A 24,932-nucleotide genomic window follows, 5' to 3' on the forward strand; every position below is an offset into this window, starting at 1 on the left:
CTATTTATTATCTCATCAGACACCACTGTGAATAAGTTACAGATAAAACCGTAAAAATTACCAACCTTATATAAAGCTAAACTCAAAACGATAAGTTAAACCATTGATTTAAAACAAAATAAAATACTGGCATATTACTCGCTTATATTAAAACAACACTTTAACACTTAGATAAATCAAGGAGATGACAATGTTACGCTGGACAATTACATTTTTGGTGATCGCACTAATCGCAGCCGTTTTAGGATTTGGTGGTATTGCAGGAGCCGCAGCAGGAATTGCTAAGATCATATTTTTTATCTTTATAGTTTTACTGGTTATTTCACTTGTCTCTGGCGCTTTACGTGGTAAAAGCCCCAAGTAGATAAGAAACAACGAACTTTTTAAATTTATATACAAGGAATTACATTATGAAATCATCAACACTTAAAGCAGCAGCTATTGGCCTATTCGCAAGTGCATTTATTATGGGTTGTGAAGACAATCATGCAGAAGAAGCCGGTGAACGCATCGACGAAGCCGTGACAGATGTTCAAAATAAAGTAGAAGATGCCTGTGAAGAAGTAAAAGAAGGAGTCAACGCTGAAGAAACAAATTGCTAATTCAGCCCCCTTTTTAAAAAGCGACCATTTGGTCGCTTTTTTTTGTGTTTAGTATTAGTTGCCAAGTTGCTACCCATTAATTATAAACTCTGAACTATTAATTCTTTTAAGCTGCGCATTTACCACATAGCTTGCTAAAATGATAAAAAATAGCTTTTAAGTATAGATGCATGGTATTTACGACAACCTATAAACTCGATAAACCTTACTTTTATGAATGCTTCGACCAATCGCTGCCTTATAGTAAACGCGCGCAACCTAAATATTTTTTATTAGCACTGCTTGTTGTATTGGGATTATTTGGTATTTATGGTTTAGGAGATCATTACCTAGGTACATTTTTGCTGATGCTAGCCCTACTCGAATGCATCGCCTTTTACTATCGCCGCCCATGGTGGGTTACCAGGCAAATGCTAAGCAGAGCGTCTGGTTCTGAAGTCACTCTCACCTTCGACGAAGACGGAATAAAATCAACCAATCATTACAAAAATTACCAGTTAGCTTGGCACGACATTAACGAAATTATTACTACAGATTGTGGACTATTGTTAAAAAGTAAAAGCGGTATGCAATACATTTCTAAGGCAATACTCGACGAAGAAACGATTGATTTTATAAACAAAAAAGCCACTCAGTGAGTGGCTTTTACAAATGTCATAGTTATATTAACTAGCACATTTTATACTATGTTGATTAAGCATTGCCCGGATTAGGGTTAGACTTTTCAGCTTGTATGCGCATGTAAATTTCTTCACGATGAACTGATACGTCTTTAGGTGCGTTAACACCGATACGAACTTGATTTCCTTTAACACCCAGAACAGTAACGGTTACTTCGTCACCAATCATCAGGGTCTCGCCTACTCTACGAGTTAGTATTAGCATTCTCTTGCTCCCATGTTCCAATAAAATTATAAGATTCCGAACAAACAGTTTAATTAAAATTAGACTAAAAAGTAAGTAAAAACCCTCAATCTATTCATTTTCTGTTAAAAATGTCTTATGTAATGCACGAACAGCCAGCTCGAGGTATTTTTCATCTATTAAAACTGAAATTTTGATCTCTGAGGTGGCAACAAACATCACATCAATGTTTTCTTGTGCTAACGAATCAAAAAATAAGCTCGCTACCCCGGAATGAGATTTCATCCCCATACCCACCGCTGACACTTTCGCCACATTGGTCAATCCGTCAATTGCCTGTGCATCAAATTGCTGTTGCTCAGCCGTTAACAAATCAAGTGCGTTTAAGTAATCATTTAAATGCACAGTAAAAACATAGTCGACTTTTTCAACTTTATGATTAATTTGATTAATCATATCTATTTCGATGCCATTATCAGCAAAAAGTTTCAAAACTTTTGCAAGATGTTTGGTGCCTTGCGGCATTCCATGCACCTTAATTAAGCACTCATCTCGATTAAATGCAATACCCGATACGACATTGCTTGTCACGTCGCACTCCTCAAAACTAATTAACGTGCCTTCATCGGGTTTAAAGCTAGATAACACCCGCAGAGGAACATTGTGTTTACCAGCAGATTCTACAGAGCGAATATGTAACACTTTAGCGCCTAAACTTGCCAGCTCAAGCATTTCGGCAAAGGTGACATGACTTAAACGTCGTGCATTAGGTTCCACACGCGGGTCTGTAGTATATACGCCATCAACATCGGTATAGATCTGACACTCATCGGCTTTTATTGCACCCGCTATTTCAACCGCAGAGGTATCGGTACCACCACGCCCAAGTGTCGTCACATTACCCTCAATATCGCGCCCCTGAAAGCCGGCAATAATAGCAATGCGGTTGTGTTCAAGCTCATGTTTTAAACGCGTTGCTGCAACGTCTTCCACCCGCGCTTTACCGAACATGTTATCGGTTAATATATTCACCTGATCGGCTAACAAGCTTACCGCAGAATGACCGCGTTTAATAATCGCCATCGCTAATAAAGCTATAGAGACTTGTTCACCGGTACTCAGTAATACATCGAGTTCACGACTACTCGGGCGAGAGTCGATTTGTTTGGCAAGATTAATTAAGCGATTGGTTTCTCCCGACATTGCCGAAAGCACCACAACCACTTGGTGGCCTTGTTGCTTAGTTTTAACAACAAGGTCGGCGACCGCTTCAATACGCTCTATTGAGCCTACCGAAGTGCCGCCAAATTTTTGAACTATAAGTGCCACTTAAGCTTAAGTACGCTCAGTTAACCAAGCTGTTACGCTATCAAGTGCTGCTGTTAAATTTTGTGGCTCAGAACCACCCGCTTGCGCCATATCTGGACGACCGCCGCCTTTACCACCGACTTGGCCTGCCATGTGATTAACTAACTCACCCGCTTTTACTTTGCCAGTTAAGTCTTTAGTTACACCCGCAATTAGGCTTACTTTGTCGCCGCTGGCAACACCTAAGGCAATAACACCTGAGCCAATTTTATTTTTAAGGTCGTCAACCATACCGCGAAGCGCTTTTGATTCTGTGCCCTCAACGTTGGCCACTAACAATTTAACCCCGTTAATTTCAACCACTGAATCAAGTAACGATGCACCTGCCGCACTGGCTAGTTTATCGTTAAGCTGGGCAACTTGTTTTTCAAGCCCTTTCGACTTTTCAAGCAAGGCAGTTACTTTTTCAAGCACTGACGTATTGTCACCTTTTACAAGCGCTGCAACATCAGCTAATTGTTGCTCTTGCTCGCTTACATAAGCAATTGCCTCTGCACCTGTTACCGCTTCAATACGACGAACACCGGCAGCAATACCGCTTTCAGATACAATTTTGAATAAACCAATATCACCCGCACGCTCTACGTGTGTACCACCACAAAGCTCAATTGAGTAATCACCTATGGTTACTACACGTACTTCGTCATCGTACTTTTCGCCAAACAATGCCATAGCACCTTTTGCTTTAGCATCATCAATTGCCATTAGCTCAGTATTAAGTGCAAAGTTACGACGAATTTGGTCATTTACTACACGTTCAATTTCGCGCAGTTCTTGTTTGGTCACAGCTTCAAAATGAGAGAAGTCAAAGCGCAGACGATCTGGCTGCACAAGTGAGCCTTTTTGCGATACGTGCTCACCTAAAAGCTGACGCAGTGCTTCATGCAAAATATGTGTAGCGGTGTGGTTTTTCTTAATGCTTTCACGACGCGCATCGTCAATGGTCGCATCCACTTTATCGTTAACGCCAATACGTCCTTGAACTGTTCCATGATGAGCAAAAGCATTACCCAATTTAGTGGTATTCGTTACATTAAACTCACCACCGGCAACAGTAATTGTTCCGCTATCACCAATTTGGCCGCCTGATTCAGCGTAAAACGGAGTACGGTCTAAAACAATAATACCTTGCTGACCATCTTCTAATAACGATACCGATTCGCCACCGGCAAAAATTTCTACCACAGTGCCACGGTAATGATTACTATCATAGCCTTTAAAATCAGTGTGCTTATCTGATTTTAATTGCTCATTATAATCTGCACCAAATTTGCCTGCTTGCTGTGCTGTTTTACGTTGCACTGCCATACATGCTTCAAAACCTTGATGGTCAATGGTCATTTGGCGCTCACGCGCTACATCGGCTGTTAAATCGGCAGGGAAACCATAGGTATCGTAAAGTTTAAATACTAAGTCACCTGGGATCACATCCCCGGTTAAATCACTCAAGCTTTCTTCTAAAATAGCTAAACCACGCTCAAGCGTTTTACCAAACTGCTCTTCTTCAATACGCAGTACTTTTTCAATAATTTCTTGTTGCTTAGCAAGTTCTGGGTACGCTTGACCCATTTGCTCAATAAGTGCAGCAACCAATTTATAGAAAAACGCGCCTTTAGCACCTAACTTATTGCCGTGACGTACTGCACGACGAATAATACGACGCAATACATAACCACGGCCTTCATTTGATGGCATAACCCCATCTGAAATTAAAAACGCACACGAACGAATATGATCGGCTACCACGCGAAGCGATTTATCATCCATATCTTGTGCATTAGTAACGCTTGCAGCGGCCGCAATTAAGCCTTGGAATAAGTCGATTTCGTAGTTTGAATGCACACCTTGTAAAATAGCTGAAATACGCTCAAGGCCCATACCAGTATCAACAGATTGCTTAGGAAGTGGCAGCATAGTTCCGTCGCTTTGACGGTTGTATTGCATAAATACTAAGTTCCAAATTTCAATGAAACGGTCACCATCTTCTTCAGGTGTGCCAGGAGGACCGCCCCAAATATGCTCGCCATGATCATAAAATATTTCAGAACATGGACCACAAGGACCGGTATCACCCATAGACCAAAAGTTATCGCTCGTTGCAATACGAATAATACGATCTTCAGGTAAGCCTATATCGTTAGCCCAGTAGCCAAAGGCTTCTTCGTCATCATGATAAATAGTTACTAACAGCTTTTCTTTTGGTAGTTTTACAACCTCAGTTAAAAACTCCCACGCAAATTTAATTGCATCTTGCTTAAAGTAATCACCAAAGCTGAAATTACCTAGCATTTCAAAAAAGGTATGATGACGTGCTGTGTAACCTACGTTTTCTAAATCGTTATGTTTACCACCAGCGCGCACACAACGCTGCGAACTAGTTGCGCGTGTGTAAGGGCGGCTTTCAGCGCCTAAAAATACATCTTTAAATTGCACCATACCGGCATTATTAAATAACAACGTGGCATCGTTACCCGGTATGAGCGAACTAGAAGGAACAACTTGGTGTTGCTTGCTGGCAAAAAAGTCTAAAAACTGTTGCCTAATTTGTGCGGTAGTCATGTGCTGCATGTGAAAGTCTCACCTGTATTTACTGTGCTTGCATTGCAAAATTTATTTGATCATAGCTAAATCCTCGATACATTAAGTAGCGCACGCGCTTAGCTTTTTCTTTGTACTCGAGGTTTGCCGGTGTCGTTGAATATTTTTTGTTGTACGCTTCCTGCGCGAGCTCAAACCAATCTATTTCCAGCTCTTCAATCACTGTTTCAAGCAGTGCTCTATTAATCCCTTTACTCATGGCCTCACTTTGAATTCGCTTTAAGCCATGGCATTTAAATATGTGTTTTCTTACAAACCCTTCACAGTAACGCTGCTCGTTAATAAAATTGTGCTTTTCACACCAATCAAGCAGGTTTTCTATGAACTCGTCGGTTGCTTCTCTTTGCTGTAACTTTTGGGTTAACTCTCGGCGCGAATACTCTTGCCTTCCTAGTAACCAAAGCACATAGTTTTTTAACTTTTGTTTTAACGTATCATCCATTAAGCGTCAAAGCGCCCGCTTTGCTCGCTACTTAAAGGCTTAATGTTACTGTCATCACTTGGTGGCACAACGGGCATAAAAATAGCCTGATAAGAAACAAAGAAACTAATGTAGCAAATTGGCATTAAAATCAACAGCGGTAGTAGCGATAAGAACATCGACACCACTATTAATAATGCGCAAATAATACCATAAACACTCAGTGGTAAAATATTATAATAAAACACCATAAACGAACTTTTTAAGGCATTTAAAATACGTTGTTCTTTATTAAAGTAAACCAGCGGTACCGCATAGGCAAACGAAGTAAAGTAAATTGAGAGCGCAATTAAAAACAGTGCCACATTGGCAAACGAAATACTCTTAAGCATTTGGCTAATTGCTGTATTAGGATCTAAGTCAGGCTGCGTCATAACCGCCATCGCATCGGCAAATAAACCATTGGCGAGCAGCGCAATTAAAATACCGGCACCCATTTGATAAAGCGCTAAGCGAAATAAGCCTAAGCGATTTCCTTTTGCTGAAAAGGGCTTCAAAATGTCGGCTAACATAATTTTTCCGCCTTGCTGCTTGGTAAGCACGGCTTGATAAAAACCAGCGGTTAAAAATGGTGTAGCCAATGCTGCAGCTATTTGTAATACCGGCAAAAATAAAGACAACAAGCCAACAATGCCAATAAACAAGTGCATAAAGATAAAGGTTAATGGCTGAGTTTTGAAAATTAGCCAACCCGCTTTAAACCATTTTAATGCCGCATCCGCTTTAAAAATTCGTAATTGTGTAGACATACTTGCTCTTAATTAAAACAAAACACGCCGAGTATAACTCGGCGTTGGTTGGTATTACAGAGGTGGCGGCGATAAATGCCGTTAATATTAGGGTCTGTTGCCCTTTACGGATTAAAATTTGTTCAAACTAGGGGCGGTTTAATCGCGGCGCGAGGTTTGTAACCTAGTGGGCTCGATAACTGCTCCTGCGTTATTCTACTGGCTTACATCCATGTAAGAATAAGTAAAAACCGAGCAAAGCTTCCGCGTCCTGCTCACGCCCCTTACCTACATCCATGTTGGCAACAAAGAGTAAATCGCCCCTAGGCAGAACCCTTCGGGCAACGCCTGTTTGGCATTGATGCTGCGTTATCGCCTATTTATGGGGAATAACCACACCACATAGGCTCTGCCTTGCCTAAATACCAAACAGACTACTGCAAATTTAACCTTGAAAGGTCAACAGACCCTAAGGTTTTTTAATTTTCTTAATATCTAGCATATGAGAGCCATGCTTAATTTTAGTCTCTAAATACGCCTTGTTACCTGAAAGCCCAGCTTTAATGTGTGCATGAGTGCCCACAACAGAGTCCACCTCTATGCCAGCATCTTTTAATGCGTTAAGCTTTTTAGGATTGTTAGTCATTAATTTTACATGCTTTAAATTAAGCGCATTGAGCATTAATACAGCATCTGAAAAATCACGTAAATCATCAGCAAAGCCCAAATGATTGTTGGCCTCGTAAGTGTTCATACCTTGTGACTGCAGTACATACGCATCAATTTTATTATATAAACCAATACCACGCCCTTCTTGGCGTAAATAAAGTAAAATACCGCCTTGTTCGTGCATCATTTCAATACACTCATTTAACTGCTCACCGCAATCACAACGTGACGAGTGAAACACATCACCGGTTAAGCATTCAGAATGCATACGAATAAGCGGAACACCTTGCTCGGTATCGGCGTTATTAAACACTAACGCAACATGCTCTTGGCCATCTTTTAAGCCACTAAAGGAAATAATTTCTGCAGGAATATCACTATTTTTGCCAACATTAAGCTGGACTCTTGCTCTTACTTGCGCCACGACCAATCCAAATATTAAAAAACTACGACACGATAAAGTGATAATATCACAAAATAGGTTAAATACACCGTAGTACAAGACTGTTTATGGCAAATATATGGCGACGGTAGCGACTATTTTCAATCTTTAACCGCAAATATATTACTAGCGAGCGTTTACCTTGATTTACCTAAAATGATGACATACACATAAGGATTTGCTAATTTACCACCAACAAATAATAGGGATCATTATGAAACTAAATAAACTTGCATTACTGATGGGCTTAAGTTTATCTTTATTAAGTACTATGTCATTTGCCGAGCAAGCAAATAACGCTCAAACCGTTTTCAACGACGCGTATCAAAATTACTTAAATGCGGTTAAAACCAAGGAAAATGTGCAACAAGCCGCGGAGCAGGCTTATACATTAGGTAAAGCTGTTTACGGTGATAATTCAGATAACACCGCAAACTTAGCGATTAACTATGCAAAATCAATTAATGGCTATGGCAAAAAATGGATTGAAAAACGTTTTTCACTATATCAACAAGCCTACACTATTCTAGTTAACAACCATGGTAACCAATCGTTAGAAACCGTTGATTCTTTAGTTGGTATGGCTAATTTTGCCCCCTCTGCTCAAAAAGCGGACTATTATTTAGAGCAAGTGATAGCAATCGCAAACACACAAAACAACCCTAAGTTTGTGGCCGATATGAAATTAGAAGCGGCAACCATATTAGCCAATAAATTCAGCTACAAAAAATACCGTGAAGCTAAAAACTACTTGGAAGAGGCCGATGAGTATTACCAGGCTAACTTACCTAAAAACTCAGTTGAACAAATAAAAGCTGACTTTTTAATGGCGTCATTTGCGGAAGGTAGAAAAAGATACGACCAAGCAATTGAACGGCTTAATCGTGTAGTAAAGGTCTTTGATGAAAACTTAAGTTACGATCACAGCGCTGAGCTTACCGCACACTCAAGATTAATTGGCTTGTATGAAAAACAAGGCAAAAGTGATGAAGCCACCAAACACTGCATCGCGATTGCTAAAATGGTGCCGTGGAAAGAAAGCCAAGAGCAAACGCCGCTATACCGCGTTAACCCTAAATACCCTTCAAACAAAGCGCGCTTTCGTAAAGATGGAAAAGTCGTTATGGAGTTTGAAGTAGATGAGTCTGGCTTTGTAAAAAATCCGCAAGTACTTAGTTCTGAAGGTGGCGTGGCCTTTGAAAAATCGGCAGTAGAAGCATTAGCGCAATGGCGCTATGCCCCTAAGTTTGAACATGGAAAAGCCGTTGCAGCAACTTCCAAAGTACAGCTCGACTTTAAAGTAAACCGTTAATAACATACCAAAGGCGCGTTGAGCGCCTTTTTAGTTTATTCTACTTTAACTTAGCTAAAATGTTGTCGCTGGCGGCCTCTATTAAATCAAGTACCTTTTCAAAGCCATCATCACCGCCATAGTAAGGATCGGGAATTGCGCTTTGTGTTTGCTCGCCATACTCTAAAAACAACGCAAGCTTGTACTGCAAATGTTCAGGGCAACGTGCAGTTAAATCTGCGAGGTTTTGCATATCGGCTGCTAAAATTAAATCAAACTCGCTAAAATCACTACTACGCACCTTGCGCGAAAAAATACCTTTAAAACTATAACCACGTTTTTCACCAGCCTGCATTGAGCGTTTATCTGGCGGATTACCTTCATGGTGTCCAATAGTCCCTGCCGAGTCCACTAGCAGATCAATACCTAACTCTTTAGCGCGAGCTTTTAATACCGCCTCAGCCGTCGGAGATCGACAAATATTACCCAAACAAACAATCAGTACTTTTTTCACTTATGGCTCCCTAAGCTTTGCAAAAAATCAGTGATAAACGTTATTTTAATGAGGCTAATATTTTTTGTTCGCCTTCAAGCATGCTCTGCATAGCGGTCCCCTGTTTTACACGGCAATGTAAAGCAGCAAGCTTAGGCCAGCGCGACTTATCAAGTTGCTCACCGCCATGCTCCATATTCATTAACTGGCAGCTCACTGCAATGTCGGCAAGAGTTAAGCTGTTACCAACAAAAAACTCGTTATCCCCTAAATAACCTTCTAAATAATCAAATAAAGGCGGTAATTTTTCATTTAATGCACTTTGCACTAATACTTCATCGGTTTGCTTTTGCATTGTGGGAGCAATAATACGTTGCTGAAACACCGTAAATGTTGCAAAAGGAGCCAGCTCGTAATCTGCGTATTTTTCTAACCAGCGAACGGCTACACGTTGCTCTATAGTATCACCGAGTAAGGACGCTGAATTAGGGTATTTTTCATCAAGATATTGGCAAATAACGCTAGAATCCGCCAAACTTAACTCGTCGTCTTTTAGCGCCGGAATTCGCCCCAACGGGTTAATTTCTAAAAACCAATCAGGTTGATTAAACGGCGAGACTATTTCGAGTTTATAGTCCAGTTGCTTAAGCGCTAAACATACACGTACTTTACGTACATAGGGAGAAAGCGGGACACCATAGAGAATTATGCTCATTGTGATTCCTATAAATTAAAACTGCTTTAAAATTGCGTCATCGTAGTCATCGGCATTAAGGGTTAAATTATATTTAGCCGCAACGCTATCTAACTCGGCTTGTTTAATCGCTAAATCATCCATGGTGATGGTGTTATCGTCAAGCCGCCATAACAAGCGTGAGCCTGCATAACTATAGTGAATGGCCAATAGTGCATCGGGATTACCTTCTCGTCCCGCTGCTTTAAGCTTTGCCATTTTACGGGTAATTTTATTAAGCGCTTGTTTAAGCTCCCATACATACACCACCTCACTCATAAAAGGATGTGTACGGTATTTATTTAACAACCAGCCAATACCAATACTCGTAACAATTACGCCTAATAAGTTCCAATGAAAATGACTCCCACTTTCATCGGGAAATAATGCAATAAGCGTTTGTGAAATAGCTAAACTACCAATCGCTAAGCTTGCGGCACAACCGACTATAACGCGGTTTAAATGTTTACGATAACGAGCTTTATCTATTTGAATAAGTTGCATAGTTGCCTAAAATTAAAAAACTAAAAAATACACAGCCACCATTGTAGCTAAACCCACCACAGAGTTTCGACTCTTTTTAATAAAATACCCGTAGTTTTTGATTTAACGCCGGTTTTATACTTCTTGCAACATAAAACCAACCAACGATTTTATTTGCACCCACTTATTAGGCATAGGATAGTAGACAACAAATACGACTCAGTTTAGGACCATCATGATAAAAACACTGATTGCCACAAGTTTAATATTTTCTTCTTTTAATACTTTGGCCAATTTAAACACACCGCTAACCCCAGAAGAATTGCGAATTGAAAAAGCCAGCCAAGCGATGCCAGCCGTACTAAGCGCTTTTGCCAGCGAAGTTAATCAATTTGAGCAGCAATTCAAGTCACTATCAAGCTACGCACAAGCCGTAGATGCCGTAAATGACTACTCAAAACGATTATGGTTTAGTGCAAAAAAACGCATTGCTACAACGCAAAACTTAGATGATCGCGCGCTTTATTGGGCTCGCTTACAATCAAGTAAAATAATTCGCACCACAAAACCTGCATTTTCGCTGAGCACCGCGCAGCAAACAGTGTTATTAACGTTGCTAGAAAACGGAAGCCGAGGTCGCACAGACCTAAGCTACTCACAAAACACCACAAAAAAAATATTACTAACCGGGTTTGACCCATTTTTACTTGATAGAAATATAAACCAAAGCAACCCATCGGGCGTGGCTGCGTTACTTCTTGATGGCCAAGTCATTAACTATAAAGGGATTAGTGCTGAAATAAACACAGTGATGGTGCCTGTGCGTTATGAAGACTTTGATCAAGGCATTATAGAATCTTTACTTGCCCCTTATTACGCACTTAATAATGTTGATATGGTGGTTACCGTTAGTATGGGTAGTAAAGACTTTGACCTTGAGCGCTTTCCAGGCAAGCGCCGCAGTGTAACAGCGCCCGACAACGCCAATATAGTGTATGGAGGCAGTAAAACAGCGCCGCTCATTCCAAGCTTAAACGACCGCCCATTACCCGGTACTGAGTTTGTAGAATTTAGCTTACCCGTTAGCGCTATGTTAAGCGCAAAAGGCCCTTTTCCTATTAATGATAACCATCATGTTATTACCCTAAAAAAAGACTTTGAGCCTAACAGTTTCGATGAATTAAAAGACGCTATTGCAGTGCGAGGCGGTGGCGGTGGTTATCTGTCTAACGAAATTTCGTACCGCAGTATTCGGCTGCGTAATCAGCTAAACTCAGATATTCCGACTGGGCATATTCACACCCCTCGAATTGCCCAGTTTGAACCCGAAACCGAAGCTAAAATAGTTAAGCAAATTCAAGCTATGTTAGAGCGCAGTTTAGTCGCGATCTAACATCGTTTGCTTTTTTAGCGTTAAAACAACAATTAAATAATAAAGCATAGGAGCACTTAAGTACTTTTATGCTTTATTACTTTAAACCGCTAAAAAAGCATGCTGCAATTACATTAAAATTAAATGTGCTTTGTATCAGCTTTGGCTATTTTGTAATAAAAACTCATTACTTTAATTATTAACTAGATCTTCACAAATTGTGTTCTATGCTCATTTGAGGTTCAGACCTTATTACAGGGACATAGTAATGCTCACAATTAACCACTTTTTAATTCTTTAAATGTAACTATTCAGCCTCATCTGAAATGAATATATCAGGCAGCTGATTTTTGAATAATAACTCAAGTGCTAGGCTTGCAGATACATATTGTTTTCTGCAAGTCGATAAATAGCTTCTCAGCAAGCAGAACATTTCAGCTCCTTGCCTACTTCTAAAACACCCCGATATTTTTTCTTTAAGTAAGGTTTGCATATCCTTCGCTCATTGCATGCCGTCTTGGTCCCAAGCCCTTTCTAATTCTCGGATGTGGTGAGCATTACATAATGCATGTTGGCATTGGGTATATTGATAATATGGCTTCCAATGGTCATGGCATAGCACACCGGTAAAGTGCGGTAAAATACCGCCCTCATCAACATGCAAAGTTTGATGCGGGTTTTGTAATGCCGGTTTGACGATACCTTCTGCGCCCGATGACTTTACCAGTGCCGCTGCTTGTTCATTAAAGTTAAATAAACTGCCGGCACTGAGCGGAATACCTAGTTGGTCACTAAAGTATTCTTCAATGCAGTTATAAGGGAGTAATTGATATTATGATAAGTAAACCGCATGGGCTTTCACACCAACACCATATTGAATAGGACCGTTAACACCTTGGGAGAATTCACCAACAAACCGCTTCTTTTGCTCATTCTCAAGGATTTGAGCCTGGTATTCGGTCACCACTTCACTGATATCTATATCGACGACTTGTCGCTTTTGAAAACCCACCTCACGATAGTGACCTTTAGGTAAAAAATCTCGGTCAACTAAAATGACTTGTACCTCATCAGGTGTTTCTGTTTGAGTCAGCGTTTTACCTACTCGGTCTTTTTGTCCGCCAGCTGATTTTTCTGACTTCTCTCTCGTTGGCTTTGTACGGTTGATATCTTTTGATGGAGGAATGCTACTATTTTGACTATTAAGTCCTAATTTACTAGCTAACCTGAACTCTGGTTAAGAGATTTACTAACACATTGAATCAATAAAAGATATTTGTGTTTATTTATCTCTAGCTAGAGATTTTTAGTGAAAACAAGGCGAAATTACGCGTCAATAGCTCGCCTATTGCAAGTAAATTCAACGCAGTTAGCGCTGAAAATAGCTGCTTGAGATGGATTTATTATCCGGAGTTTAGGTTAGCTAGCATAACAACGACAACAAGAATGAGTTCGATAGACATCTGCAACGCTGGCGAGAGTGTTTTATCTTCTTGTAACTGAATTTTAGTTTGCTCAACTATTTCAGTGATATTTATGCTGTTTAAAATTCATTAAAGCTAGAGCGATAGGGTAATCGCTCTAGCTTGGCATACTGGCAGGATCAGCCAATAGCTAAAAAAGATCCTTAGAAAATAGTTTGTCTTGGTGAAGAGTTACGAAAAAATAAACAAAAAAATTACCGAATATCTGCAAAACGGTGAAATGAAAATATTATTAAATGATTATTTTATTCATTAACCTCTATTTAAAGTCTGCATAGGGCTGCGCCATATAAAACTCCCTTTTACAGCTTGGAAAACCTTCTCGCTTGCTCTAGTATCTAGTTGTCTTAGCTCATAATTTGCATTTTAATGAAATCATTTCCGTCACTGTACTTTGCTAATTTATTTTTAATTATTGGTACCGGTTTACTTACTACCTATTTAGCGCTTTATTTAGGTAAACAAGGCACGTCTACGTTTTGGATAGGCTTGATGACCTCGTGTTATTACCTTGGCTTATTACTGGGTTCAAAACTTGGCTATCATCTTATTAAATCGGTGGGTCACATAAGAACCTTTGCAGCAAGTACTGCGGCGGTTACTGCCTGTGTGGCTGCTCACGGGGTGAGTGATAATCTTTATATATGGTTAGGCCTTAGGTTTTTTGTTGGCTTAGGTATGATGTGTAATTACATGGTGCTAGAAAGCTGGCTGAATGAACAGTCAGCCCCCGAATCACGCGGCCGGGTATTCTCGTTTTATATGATCACTTCATACTTGGGGATGATTTTAGGGCAATTAGCGCTCGCACAATTTCCTGAGCTAGGTTATGCGCCGCTATTTTTAGTCTGCATGGCGTTAGCAATCGGCATTATTCCTATTTCTATCACCCGCAGAATCCACCCAAAACCCTTAAAACCGATAAAAATGAGCCTATTTGATTACGCTAAAAAAGTGCCACAATCGCTTACTGCGGTCCACTTTGCAGGCATTATCAATGGTAGCTTTTATGGTCTAGCACCTATTTTTGCTAAGTTATCAGGCTTTAACGCCGCTGAAATTGCTATTTTTATGTCGCTAACTATTTTAGCTGGCCTGCTGGCACAGTGGCCAATGGGCATGCTTTCTGACCGTATTCGCCGTAGTTTATTAATTCGTACTAATGCCATAGCCATAGGCATTGTGAGTTTGGCATTGTTTTTATTACCAAGCTCACAGTTAATTGCTTACATACTGACCTTTATATTTGGTTTGTTTGCCTTTACTTTATATCCGCTTTGTTCGGCACTGGCCAATTCGCGAGTTGAAGACGAAGAACGCGTAGGCGTGTCATCAGCGTTATTGGTTGCTTTTGGCGCTGGGGCAGCAATAGGCTCAACAGTTAACGCACAGATCATGAGCTACTTTGGGCACCAAGCATTGTATGCGTCTATTTCGCTATTAACCGTAACCATGTATTTATTACTCACGTTTATTAATTCTAAACAAAAAGTAGAGCAGCCTGAACCCAGTGATTATGTGGTGGGTACTTCTGATGTAACTAACTCGCCACTGGCTGCCACTATGGATCCCCGTATTGAAGAAACCACCGCACAAGATCAAATGTTGGTTGTGGATGACGAAGAAATAGATGATGAGTTTTTTGAACATCCCCAAGGGGAGCTGTTTAAAGACCTGGAAAACGAGCAAAAAAATGCATAGCGCTTGCTATGCACTAACAAACAACTAATGAACACTCAATGGCGCTGCACTTTCAGCCTCAATTAAATGAAGCGTCTCAAAAGTTAACCAACAAAATTAGAGAAAATATTAATAGTATTTAAGCTAATAGAAGTTTTTACTCATTAACGCTTGTTAACATCTATTAACAATGAAAAGTAATAATAATTGCATGTTTATCGCTTTTTGTTTATAAATGTGCACGGAACGGATTCTTGAATAATGTCATAAGCTTATCAGTGTAAATACATCCCCAAGTGTTCGTTTAATTATTTATCCCATACGAACATTGGAAAATTTCATGTTAAAAAATAAAAAACATTTAGCAACAGCCCTTATTGCTGCACTTGCAGCTGCCACTTTATCTGGCTGTGCAACTACTTCATCAAAAGCTATAGACACACCAACAGTCGCAACTTACAACACCACTTACTCTGGCACCAAGAGTAAATTAGTTGTGGGTCAGTTTGTAAATCGCTCAAGTTTTCAAAATGGTATATTTTCATCAGGCCAAGATCGCTTAGGTAGCCAAGCAAAAACAACCTTAATGAGCCACTTACAACAAACTAACCGTTTTAGTGTGCTGGATCGCGACAACATGCAAGCACTTGCAGAAGAAGCTAAATTAACAGGCGCAAAGCAAGTAATTAGCGGTGCAAAGTTTGTAGTAACTGGCGATGTAACTGAATTTGGCCGTAAAGCCATAGGTGATCGCCAATTATTCGGTTTATTAGGAAAAGGCAAGTCGCAAATTGCATACGCCAAAGTAACACTTAACATTGTTGATGTAACAACATCAGAAGTTATTTACTCAGTACAAGGTGCTGGCGAGTACAGCTTATCAGAGCGTGAAGTAGTTGGCTTTGGTAGCACAGCTTCATACGATGCAACATTAAACGGAAAAGTACTCGATTTAGCGATTCGTGAAGTGGTAAACAAACTAGTTACTGGTCTTGAATCGGGTCAATGGGGTAGTAAAGCATGAAAAAGCTAATCGCTACCGCTATAGTATGCGTCGCGCTTACTGGGTGTAATAACACCAAAGAACCTCTTTATTATTACGGTGACTATAACAGCGCCGTTTATGCTTATTTAAAAGCAGATGAAGTTTCGGTTGAAGAGCAAATAACTATTCTAGAGCAGGTTATTGCTGATGCAGCTAATAACAGTAAAGCAATAGCACCAGGATTACATGCTCATTTAGGTATGCTGTATTTTGATACAGGCAATGCTGTGAAAGGTATTGCTCATTTTGAAACAGAAAAACAATTATTTCCTGAATCAGTTCAGTACATCGACTTTCTTCTAAAATCGGCAAAGGGTGCTTAATATGCGTTATTTAAAGCTAATCTCTATCGCAACATTATTAACAGCACTCGCAGGCTGTGTATCACCGCCACCGAGCCATGATTACAGTGCATTTAGACAAGCAGATCCTCATTCAATTCTTGTGTTGCCTCCTTTAAACAACACACCAGAAGTAATCGCGCCATATAGTGTAATGACACAAATGATGACTCCTATCGCTGAATCTGGTTTTTATGTATTTCCTGTCGCGGTTGTTGATCAAACCTTTAAAGGTAACGGCTTAACGGTTGCAAACGATATCCACCAAGTGCCCGTTAAAAAGCTACATGATATTTTTGGTGCTGATTCAGCCTTATATATCAACATTGAAGAATACGGTACCAGCTACGTAGTTATTTCAAGTGAAACAGCGGTCACCGTATCAGCAAGACTTGTTGATTTACGCACTGGCGAAGTCCTATGGCAGGATAAGGCGAGAGCATCGTCTGCTGAGCAACAAAACAACAACACTGGTGGTGGTTTAGTCGGAATGCTAGTTGTTGCAGCTATTAATCAAATTGCTGAAACAGTGAGTGATAAAGGCTTTGAAGTTGCAGCAATTACTTCTAATCGTTTGCTTTCATCTGATACATACAATGGTTTATTGTATGGCCCACGCTCGCCAAACTACGGCCAGCCCGCGCTAAGTGAAAAGAAAAAGTAGTTTGTAATTAAATATACAAAAGCCGAGTTAAATACTAACTCGGCTTTTTAATAAATTAAATTTTAAAACTATTTAACCCCTTTTCTATTTTTCAGCCGTTATAGCTCTGAAACAACATAATAAGTTAATTTGGAGCGGCTTATGCACACACTTGAATTCCCTAAAAACCCCATGTTCAAAACATCAACAGCTGTTCTTGGCGGTGCTGTGATGACCTTTATTGCATTCGCCTTTATGCAATACTTAATTAGTGGCGAACAAAGAGCACCTATAAAATTGGGTGATGATATTACTGTTGAGATTTTTCAAGCACCAGAAGATAAACAAACCACGCATATTAAAAGAATACCGCCACCACCCACACCTAAAGTGCCGCCTAAAGCACCTCCACGTGTAACACCTAGTAATGAGCCAATAACAGCAATAAGCACAGCACCACCCATAGTAATTGACGGATTTGGTAACGATATGAAGCAAACACTTACCCGCCCTACGGGAGATGCTTCACCCATTGTGCGCATAAATCCAAAGTACCCAACTAGCGCAGCACGTGATGGTATAGAAGGCTGGGTGCAACTTAGCTTTAATATTTCACCCACTGGTGAAGTGATTGATGCCACGGTAGTAAATTCCGAGCCAAAACGCATATTTGATCGCGAAGCACTTCGCGCAATTAAACGCTGGAAATATCGTCCAAAAGTAATTGAAGGTGTGGCACAATTACAAACAGGTCAAACCGTACAGCTTGATTTTAAATTAGACAGTTCGCAGTAAAGGAATAAGCGCCTATGCTATTGAGTATTAAGTCATGGTTATTTGAAGCGCCAAGCAAAGACTGCATGGCGCGGTATGCTCTAAGTGGCGACAACCGCCACTTAGAGCAGCTTATTGCCTTATACAGTAACGATTTATATCACTACCTAGTTACCCAGTCTAATACACATTTAGCATACGACGTAAGCCAACAAACATGGCTAAAGGTTATTGAAAAGCGCCACCTTTACCAAGCACAAACCACGCCCAAAGCCTGGTTATTTAAACTCGCACGCAACACCCTAATAGACGAATACCGCAAACAGCAACACTTTATAGAGCTTGACGAAAACAGCCAACTACCTGCGCAAAATAACAATCAAAGTGAATTAACAAGTAGTGATTCGCATATAGGCGACACACACATAAGTTATGAAGCGTTTAATGCTGCGCTCAAGCAACTTAGTTTTGTGCAGCGCGAAGCCATCACCTTACAACAAGAAGGCTTTAGCCTTGCCGACATAGAGCTTATAACGCAAAGCAACGCCCAAACCATAAAAACAAGGCTACGCTACGCCAAACAAAACCTAAAACAATTATTAGGAGATTATAATGAACAAGCCTGATGAGCAGTTTAATGAAAAGCTCACACAACATTATAACGAGCGTAAAGCGCGCACCAGACTTTCGCACGCTCAGCAACAGGCGTTAAAACACAGCGTAGCCCAAAAAAAACCTAAAAAGCTTGGCTTTGCCCTGCAACTCACGAGCCTTACCTGCGCACTTTGCTTACTAGCCTTTATAGTGCTCGACAGTAACAACGTGATAAATACTTCCCCTAAAACCGTATTTAACACCATAGACATACACGACTACTCGTTTATAACAACGCATGAAATAGATCAAACAGGTAACTACGCAAGCACCATAACGCAACAAAAGCGCGCGCTCGACACCCAACTAGCAAACGACTTACGCCGCCATCAACAACACCATATAGAATACGGCACACTCGTAAAGGTCGACAACGACTGGTACATAGCCAGCTGCAATGACGAGGTATTGGTACAAATTAAGCAGTCACTGCTCAGTGATTTAAAAGGAAAGCATGCAGTTGAAAGTAATATCAATACCGGCGACATGCTCGCTATGGCACATAACGGCAAAGGGCAGATTGTAGGGCTTAAACATGCGGGGGTTGGGGTTAGGCAGTGTGGGGCATAAAAGTAGTAGTAACATCTACGCTTAAAACTAAGTTTTTAATTTAAAAAGCTATGTAATTAAACTTACAAATTATAATTAAAAACTACAATTATCACTCGCAAACCAGCGAGTAAAACACTTAATATAAAGTATCATATTCAAATAAAATGAATTTAATATGAAAGAGATTTTACTAGATCATAACCAAAAAAATTATTGTATTTATCCTCGTTTAGAGATTGGTAAAAATACATCAGAGTGTAGGTTTTGCAAGTCAAGATCTGCAACGTACAATAACCTATCTCACTCTCTGCCTGAGCTTTTAGGAAATAAAAGTATCTTCACAATAAATGAGTGTGATAAATGTAACTCTATTTTCTCTGACTTTGAAAATCATTTAAGCCGCTTTATCCCTCCTTCTTTCATAACACAGATCAAAGGTAAAAAGGGTTACAGTAATTCTTATGTTAAGGGTGGCGGAAAAATATTTGCTACAAGTAATTTCATAGAGGTAAAAGATGAGCCAGACATATTTTCAAAAGAAGTAATTATATCAAATCAAAAATTCTCAAATGTTAAAGTCTACAAAGCACTTCTTAAGTGCTTAATATCTTTATTACCAGATCAAGACGTAGCAATATTTGATGACGTAATTAAATGGCTTATATCTAATAAAGGGTTTAGAGATTTTGATTATACTGCTGTGGCGAATATAGGGTACCGTTTACCGAGTTGTGACAATAAGGAGCTGTTGAGCGTGACGTTATTTAAAGAGAGCTCTAAAGATAAGTTGAGGTACATGTTAAGCGGTAAATTTAATAACTTATTTATTTTACTCCCTTTTTCATTTGTTACTACAGAAAAAGCTAAATTCAAAACTATTCCTGCAAGATCTGAAAGTGAAAAATTTTATTTTCATGAAATTGATTTTAAAGACTACTCAACACAACATAAATTTAGGCTCAACTTTAAGTAATTATATATTGAATTTATTTCGGGCTAACGCCCGACGCGCTAGCAAGCTAAGCGCCTACAAAAATAATGCATATATTTAACGTTAAAGCTGCAAAGTGGATTGGCGATCCGTTAGGTTTAATGTCACTCAACCCAACCTACGTGTAAACAAAAAAGCCTGCGAATAAGCAGGCTTTTGAGTGTTTGGAACTGTCTTATTCTGAAATGTATTTACAAAACAATTAAGCTCGTTACTAAGTAAGCCGCAAACGTTAGGCCGCCGCCCACTAACGCATACGGTAATTGGGTTTTAACGTGGGTGAGTAAGTCACAGCCTGAGGCGATGGCTGATACTGCGCTGGTGTCGGATATAGGGGAACAATGATCGCCAAATATGCCGCCGCCTAAAATAGCGCCTACCACCAGCGATGGCGGCAAACCAAGCGCTTGAATAAGCGGTACGCCAATGGGGATAAGTATGGCAAATGTGCCCCACGAGGTGCCTGTAGTAAACGACATAACCGCGCCAGTTAAAAACAGCACGGGCACTATTAAATATATCGGTAAGTAATCGCCAACCAAAGATGCGACAAACACGCCTGTACCTAGCTCTTTTAAGCTTGCGCCCAAGGTCAGCGAGAGCAATACAATACTTACCAGTGGGAGTAATTCGCCCATGCCTTTAAAGCCGGTATCGACTAATTGGTGGTGGGTAAACTGGCGCGATCCAATCATTAAACAATAGGCTACAACAATAGCTAAAACGGTGGCGTACAATACCGATTTTGACCCACTGCCCTCGGCAAGTACGCCGTTACCGGTGAAAAACATAAAACCGACCATGCTCACAATCAACGTAAGCAATGGCACTAGCATAAAGCGTGCTTTAGAACCTTTTACTTCTTCTTTTAGTTCGGTTGTTTGTAGCTCTAGTTTTTGTTCAGCTACTTTCATTGGGCCATGTACTTTATCGAACGCAATAGTATAAAAAACAATAACCAGGGTGATTATGGCGTAAAAGTTATAGCCTACGCTGCCCCACAATACCGATACCGCCGACTCGCCTAATTCGTAATTACCTAACAAGCCCAGTACAAATGCACCCCAGCCATTTAATAAAATTAAAATACACACAGGGGCGCTGGTGCTATCGATTATGTAAGCTAAACGCGCGCGGCTCATTTTAAATTTGTCGAACAGACCGCGAGATAAAATACCCGAGGTAAGCACACTTAAGTTTGACTCTATAAATACCGCTACGCCGGTAAACATAGTTAAAAAGCCTACTTGGCGCTTACTTTTAGCAACACCTTTGTTCATTAGCAAATTAACGGTAGCAGCAACACCGCCAGACTCGCGAATATAGGCCAGTAATGCGCCTATTAAAATACTAAATATGAGTATACGGGTATTACCGGGGGAACTTGCTACCGAAATAATGCGCTCTATGGTATTTAAAAATGTATTAAATACGCTATTTCCTTCGCCCTGAATGGCCAGTAAGAACTCTGATGAAGCCACTGCCACCAAAAGAGCCATAATCACTTCTTTACGCCAAAACACGATAGCAATGGCAATCAGTGGCGGTAAAATAGAATACCAATGCATAAACAAACCTTATTTATTTTTATAATGACGACGCTTTACTTAACTTAATAGATATAAGCACTTAAGTCACTTACTAACGCTTATTGATTTAATAATGCCTCATAAACAAGCGACACAATAGAGCCGTATTGCGCTGTTTCAAAATTTTTCCCTACAAATTGATAGCGCTTTTCAGTGCCTTTAATAGGAGTATGCCGCGCATTAGTCAGTAAAATAATGGCCAAATCGTAAGCCGGATCAATCACGGTGACTGTGCCTGTCCACCCTGTGTGGCCATAGGCCTGAGCGCTGGCATAAGGGCCAAAGTGCCAACGCCGCGCTTGGTTATTTCCAGCAAGACGAAAGCCTAACCCGTAGGTTTCATCACTGCTTTGTGGCGTTAAAAATTGCGCTAAGCTACTAGCGTTAAAAATTTGCGTATCGCCATAACCACCTTTGTTAAGTAGAACTTGGCACAGCACAGCTAAATCGGGAGCGTTACTAAATAATCCCGCATGGCCTGCAACACCATCGAGCGAATAATAAGCACGTTCGTCATGCACCTGCCCTTGCAGTACATTGGTGCGAATATTATCAAAATGAATACGCCCATCTCGAGTATTACCGCTAAGCTCCGTGGCAGCAAACTGCTGACGATTAAAACCTTTTTTAAGCGGATTAAATAAGGTGTTATTGAGTTTTAAAGGCGCGTAAATATGCTGCTCTAGGTATTCATCGAGTGGTTGGCCGCTAATTCGCTCAATTAAAACCCCTAAAATCATGTAATCAATATCAGAGTAAACATGCGGCGCTGTAGGTTCAGCGGTTAATGGCACACTTGTTAATAATAGCTGTTTAGTGGTTTCGCTTGTTTGTGAGAAAAACGCATCGCCGTAAGCCGTGTCTTTTCGATGAAAATCAAACACTGGCGGATAACCGGCACTATGAGTTAGTAAGTCTTTTACTTGGCGGTGCTCTCGGCCGCCTCCCTGATACTCTTTTAGGTATGAATGCACCGTATGATTTATGTTTAACTGCCCCTCGCTGACCAATTTCATTAATGCAAAGTTAGTAGCAAATATTTTAGTATTTGAGGCTAAGTCAAATAAGGTATTGGTTTGCATAGGCTCTGGGCGCAGTAGCATTAAATCACTTTGCTGATATTGTTTTGCATCGCCATACGCGGTTAATTTTAATACCTTACCCGCTTTAACAACCGCTAATACTGCTCCTGGAAAGCCTGCTTTTATATCGTTTTCAATTAAGGTATCAACTTGGCTAAAGTCGATTTCTTTTGTGGCGGTATTTTCTAAGGTAGTAAATGCAAAGCGCAGGGTTAAGCTGCCGCCAGCAGGTTGAATATTCTCTACCTTAAAGGTGTTCACGCCGTTATGCGTATAGTGCCCTAAATTAAAGTCGTACTCGGTGTTAGCGCGTAAAGGCTCATTAAGTGAGAGCTTTTTATTATTGATGTATATATCGGCGCTAACCGCACTGACATTTTGTAGCAATAGTTGTCCACGGCCCCGGTAGGCTTTAAAAGTGCCGCGGTTATTTACATATTCTCTGCTGCTGGGATTTGGCTCAGGAAAGGTAGCAATCACCTGCGCATTAGCTAACGCGTTGATATGATTAACCGTTAAAGGGCGCTCTGATTTAATTGCTGTAGAGCGACTACAGCCCGCAATAATAATGCTCAGCAGCAATATAACTACTTTATAGTACGTTTTATTGTTTATCATTTTTAAAGCCCAATGCACGCATCCCTTTTATTAATACAGCAAATAAGGCGCTCTTTGCTGTTTAAACTGTTTAAGCCCGGCTTGCCAACTTTGTTTAATTTCCTCAGCTGAGTGCCCTGCTTCTATGGCGAGCCTTAATTTATCAGTTCCTGCGAGCTTATCCATAAAATCGGCACGTTCAAAAAACACCTGCTTAGCCTGTGTAAGCTGCTGGTAAGCATTAATTAAATAATTTAAGTTTAAGCCTGTGATATTACTATGGCGTAAATCAATCCCTTTCACTAGCTGGTCTTTAAATTTAGGATTAAGCGCTGCGCCTTTTATTGAGCGAGGGGTAAAGCTAAAGTCCCCAAGTGCTACTGGTGAATAACCAATAACCTGAAAGGCAAAGTTAGTTCCTCTACCAATGCTAATAGGAGTGGCTTCAAAAAAGCAAAGTGATGGATAAAGCGCAATTGATTGATCGTTGGGTAAATTAGGGCTTGGCTTTACCGGCAAACTGTATGGCGTTGTGCGGCTGTAGCCGGCAACAGGGATCACGCTTAGCTTTAAATCACGAGCCTGATTGATCCACCCCTCACCTTTGATCATGTTAGCAAGCTCGCCTACCGTCATACCATGCAGTACAGGGATTGGGTGCATACCCACAAATGATTTAAATTCTGGTTCTAATAATGGGCCGTCAATGTGGCTAATATTTGGGTTTGGCCTATCGAGTACTATAAATTCAACACCTTGCTCTGCAGCTGCCTCCATCATGTAATGCATAGAGCTTATGTAGGTATAAAAACGTACGCCCACGTCTTGAATATCAAAAATAATTACATCTACATTTTGCAATGACTCGGGGGTTGGCTTTTTGTGTTTACCGTAAATAGAAATAAGCGCAATACCGGTTTTGCTATCAACGGCGTTTTGTACATGAGCACCGGCATCGTGATCGCCTCGAAAGCCATGCTCAGGTGCAAAAATTTTAGTGATGTTGATGTTTTTAGCCAGCAAGCTATCAACTAAATGCGTTTGCCCCACGACAGAAGTTTGGTTAACCACCAGCCCTACACGTTTGTTTTTTAATTGGGGTGCATACAAAGCAAATTGCTCTGCACCAACGGCGATTGCATGTTTAGCCTCATTTGCATGTGTAGCAACGGTAAAAAGTGCACTTAGTATAAAAAAGAAGGTAAAAAACACGGTTTTAAACATACAACAAGATCCTTTTAAACAATACGTTTAAAATAACACAGCTAAGTTTAAAGAGCAGCTTAGGTTTTAAGAATTAGCGGTCAGCGGTCAGCGGTCAGCGGTCAGCGGTCAGCGGTCAGCGGTCAGCGGTCAGCGGTCAGCGGTCAGCGGTC

At 40.4% G+C, this 24,932-nt stretch carries 27 protein-coding genes; 13 read left to right on the forward strand and 14 right to left on the reverse strand.

Annotation, left to right across the window (positions count from 1 at the left end):
• The first annotated feature begins 190 nt into the window (after positions 1-190).
• The 3 genes from MTN96_RS31790 (at position 191) to MTN96_RS31800 (ending at position 1,240) form a co-directional block, all read left to right on the forward strand.
• Entirely contained in the window at positions 191-364 is a 174-nt protein-coding gene (locus MTN96_RS31790) for a DUF1328 family protein (protein WP_036980098.1), read from the forward strand.
• 46 nt (positions 365-410) lie between these two features.
• Positions 411-602 carry a hypothetical protein gene (locus MTN96_RS31795; RefSeq protein ID WP_013464127.1) on the forward strand — a complete coding sequence of 64 codons (192 nt, stop codon included), beginning with the start codon at positions 411-413 and terminating at the stop codon, positions 600-602.
• 170 nt (positions 603-772) lie between these two features.
• A complete protein-coding gene (locus MTN96_RS31800) occupies positions 773-1,240 on the forward strand; it encodes a YcxB family protein (protein WP_008115132.1) in 468 nt (155 codons plus the stop codon).
• 55 nt (positions 1,241-1,295) lie between these two features.
• Here MTN96_RS31800 and csrA read toward each other — a convergent pair whose 3' ends face one another.
• The 6 genes from csrA to ribA all read right to left on the reverse strand — a co-directional run bounded on the left by csrA (position 1,296) and on the right by ribA (position 7,734).
• Complete coding sequence (gene csrA / locus MTN96_RS31805) at positions 1,296-1,487, reverse strand: carbon storage regulator CsrA (RefSeq protein WP_004587515.1); 192 nt, start codon at positions 1,485-1,487, stop codon at positions 1,296-1,298.
• Between the two features lie 90 nt (positions 1,488-1,577).
• Positions 1,578-2,795: an aspartate kinase gene (locus tag MTN96_RS31810; RefSeq protein ID WP_069439194.1), complete on the reverse strand. Its 1,218-nt coding sequence runs from the start codon at positions 2,793-2,795 to the stop codon at positions 1,578-1,580.
• Between the two features lie 6 nt (positions 2,796-2,801).
• Complete coding sequence (gene alaS, locus MTN96_RS31815; protein ID WP_069439195.1) at positions 2,802-5,402, reverse strand: alanine--tRNA ligase; 2,601 nt, start codon at positions 5,400-5,402, stop codon at positions 2,802-2,804.
• Between the two features lie 19 nt (positions 5,403-5,421).
• The gene (locus MTN96_RS31820) at positions 5,422-5,874 is read right to left on the reverse strand and encodes a regulatory protein RecX (RefSeq protein WP_069439196.1); all 453 of its coding nucleotides are present in this window, start codon (positions 5,872-5,874) and stop codon (positions 5,422-5,424) included.
• Positions 5,874-6,662 carry a BPSS1780 family membrane protein gene (locus MTN96_RS31825; RefSeq protein WP_069439197.1) on the reverse strand — a complete coding sequence of 263 codons (789 nt, stop codon included), beginning with the start codon at positions 6,660-6,662 and terminating at the stop codon, positions 5,874-5,876. The genes MTN96_RS31820 and MTN96_RS31825 overlap by 1 nt, the downstream gene beginning before the upstream one ends.
• A gap of 448 nt (positions 6,663-7,110) precedes the next feature.
• Positions 7,111-7,734, reverse strand: coding sequence for a GTP cyclohydrolase II (gene ribA / locus MTN96_RS31830; protein ID WP_131690535.1), 624 nt, complete (start codon positions 7,732-7,734; stop codon positions 7,111-7,113).
• 232 nt (positions 7,735-7,966) lie between these two features.
• Here ribA and MTN96_RS31835 point away from each other — a divergent pair, with 232 nt between their 5' ends.
• Positions 7,967-9,064, forward strand: a complete 1,098-nt coding sequence (locus tag MTN96_RS31835) for a TonB family protein (protein ID WP_069439198.1) — start codon at positions 7,967-7,969, stop codon at positions 9,062-9,064.
• 40 nt (positions 9,065-9,104) lie between these two features.
• Here the strand turns inward: MTN96_RS31835 and MTN96_RS31840 are convergent, their stop codons facing one another.
• The 3 genes from MTN96_RS31840 to MTN96_RS31850 are packed head-to-tail and all read right to left on the reverse strand — an operon-like array spanning position 9,105 to position 10,773.
• Positions 9,105-9,557, reverse strand: a complete 453-nt coding sequence (locus MTN96_RS31840; protein WP_069439199.1) for a low molecular weight protein-tyrosine-phosphatase — start codon at positions 9,555-9,557, stop codon at positions 9,105-9,107.
• 40 nt (positions 9,558-9,597) lie between these two features.
• Positions 9,598-10,251, reverse strand: coding sequence for a glutathione S-transferase family protein (locus MTN96_RS31845; RefSeq protein WP_069439200.1), 654 nt, complete (start codon positions 10,249-10,251; stop codon positions 9,598-9,600).
• Positions 10,252-10,266: 15 nt separating this feature from the next.
• The gene (locus MTN96_RS31850) at positions 10,267-10,773 is read right to left on the reverse strand and encodes a DUF3087 domain-containing protein (RefSeq protein WP_069439201.1); all 507 of its coding nucleotides are present in this window, start codon (positions 10,771-10,773) and stop codon (positions 10,267-10,269) included.
• A 214-nt stretch (positions 10,774-10,987) separates the two neighbouring features.
• Here MTN96_RS31850 and MTN96_RS31855 point away from each other — a divergent pair, with 214 nt between their 5' ends.
• Complete coding sequence (locus MTN96_RS31855) at positions 10,988-12,145, forward strand: hypothetical protein (protein ID WP_248534112.1); 1,158 nt, start codon at positions 10,988-10,990, stop codon at positions 12,143-12,145.
• Between the two features lie 481 nt (positions 12,146-12,626).
• On the opposite strand, the gene MTN96_RS37360 is transcribed toward MTN96_RS31855, so the two are convergent.
• Together MTN96_RS37360 and MTN96_RS31860 are read right to left on the reverse strand one after the other, a co-directional pair.
• Positions 12,627-12,788, reverse strand: coding sequence for a transposase (locus MTN96_RS37360; RefSeq protein WP_374276187.1), 162 nt, complete (start codon positions 12,786-12,788; stop codon positions 12,627-12,629).
• Between the two features lie 168 nt (positions 12,789-12,956).
• Positions 12,957-13,136: a hypothetical protein gene (locus MTN96_RS31860; RefSeq protein WP_248534114.1), complete on the reverse strand. Its 180-nt coding sequence runs from the start codon at positions 13,134-13,136 to the stop codon at positions 12,957-12,959.
• Positions 13,137-13,977: 841 nt separating this feature from the next.
• On the opposite strand from MTN96_RS31860, the gene MTN96_RS31865 reads away from it, so the two are divergent.
• The 8 genes from MTN96_RS31865 (at position 13,978) to MTN96_RS31900 (ending at position 20,270) form a co-directional block, all read left to right on the forward strand.
• Entirely contained in the window at positions 13,978-15,309 is a 1,332-nt protein-coding gene (locus MTN96_RS31865; protein WP_036980117.1) for an MFS transporter, read from the forward strand.
• A gap of 319 nt (positions 15,310-15,628) precedes the next feature.
• Positions 15,629-16,312: a CsgG/HfaB family protein gene (locus MTN96_RS31870; protein ID WP_008111383.1), complete on the forward strand. Its 684-nt coding sequence runs from the start codon at positions 15,629-15,631 to the stop codon at positions 16,310-16,312.
• Complete coding sequence (locus tag MTN96_RS31875; protein WP_090493816.1) at positions 16,309-16,656, forward strand: DUF4810 domain-containing protein; 348 nt, start codon at positions 16,309-16,311, stop codon at positions 16,654-16,656. Before MTN96_RS31870 ends, MTN96_RS31875 begins: the two co-directional genes overlap by 4 nt.
• 1 nt (position 16,657) lies before the next feature.
• Entirely contained in the window at positions 16,658-17,338 is a 681-nt protein-coding gene (locus MTN96_RS31880; protein ID WP_248534116.1) for a DUF799 domain-containing protein, read from the forward strand.
• Between the two features lie 141 nt (positions 17,339-17,479).
• Positions 17,480-18,112 carry an energy transducer TonB gene (locus MTN96_RS31885; RefSeq protein ID WP_248534118.1) on the forward strand — a complete coding sequence of 211 codons (633 nt, stop codon included), beginning with the start codon at positions 17,480-17,482 and terminating at the stop codon, positions 18,110-18,112.
• Positions 18,113-18,126: 14 nt separating this feature from the next.
• Positions 18,127-18,717, forward strand: coding sequence for a sigma-70 family RNA polymerase sigma factor (locus MTN96_RS31890; protein WP_248534120.1), 591 nt, complete (start codon positions 18,127-18,129; stop codon positions 18,715-18,717).
• Positions 18,704-19,315, forward strand: a complete 612-nt coding sequence (locus MTN96_RS31895) for a hypothetical protein (protein WP_248534122.1) — start codon at positions 18,704-18,706, stop codon at positions 19,313-19,315. The genes MTN96_RS31890 and MTN96_RS31895 overlap by 14 nt, the downstream gene beginning before the upstream one ends.
• A gap of 157 nt (positions 19,316-19,472) precedes the next feature.
• Positions 19,473-20,270, forward strand: a complete 798-nt coding sequence (locus MTN96_RS31900) for a hypothetical protein (RefSeq protein ID WP_054201885.1) — start codon at positions 19,473-19,475, stop codon at positions 20,268-20,270.
• 209 nt (positions 20,271-20,479) lie between these two features.
• On the opposite strand, the gene MTN96_RS31905 is transcribed toward MTN96_RS31900, so the two are convergent.
• The 3 genes from MTN96_RS31905 to MTN96_RS31915 all read right to left on the reverse strand — a co-directional run bounded on the left by MTN96_RS31905 (position 20,480) and on the right by MTN96_RS31915 (position 24,780).
• Positions 20,480-21,856 carry a Na+/H+ antiporter NhaC family protein gene (locus MTN96_RS31905; RefSeq protein ID WP_248534124.1) on the reverse strand — a complete coding sequence of 459 codons (1,377 nt, stop codon included), beginning with the start codon at positions 21,854-21,856 and terminating at the stop codon, positions 20,480-20,482.
• Positions 21,857-21,936: 80 nt separating this feature from the next.
• On the reverse strand, positions 21,937-23,577 hold the full coding sequence (pbp4b, locus tag MTN96_RS31910) for a penicillin binding protein PBP4B (RefSeq protein ID WP_248534126.1): 1,641 nt from the start codon (positions 23,575-23,577) through the stop codon (positions 21,937-21,939).
• Positions 23,578-23,607: 30 nt separating this feature from the next.
• Entirely contained in the window at positions 23,608-24,780 is a 1,173-nt protein-coding gene (locus MTN96_RS31915) for an exo-beta-N-acetylmuramidase NamZ domain-containing protein (protein ID WP_248534128.1), read from the reverse strand.
• Positions 24,781-24,932: the final 152 nt, after the last annotated feature.

This window comes from Pseudoalteromonas sp. 2CM28B (assembly GCF_023161935.1).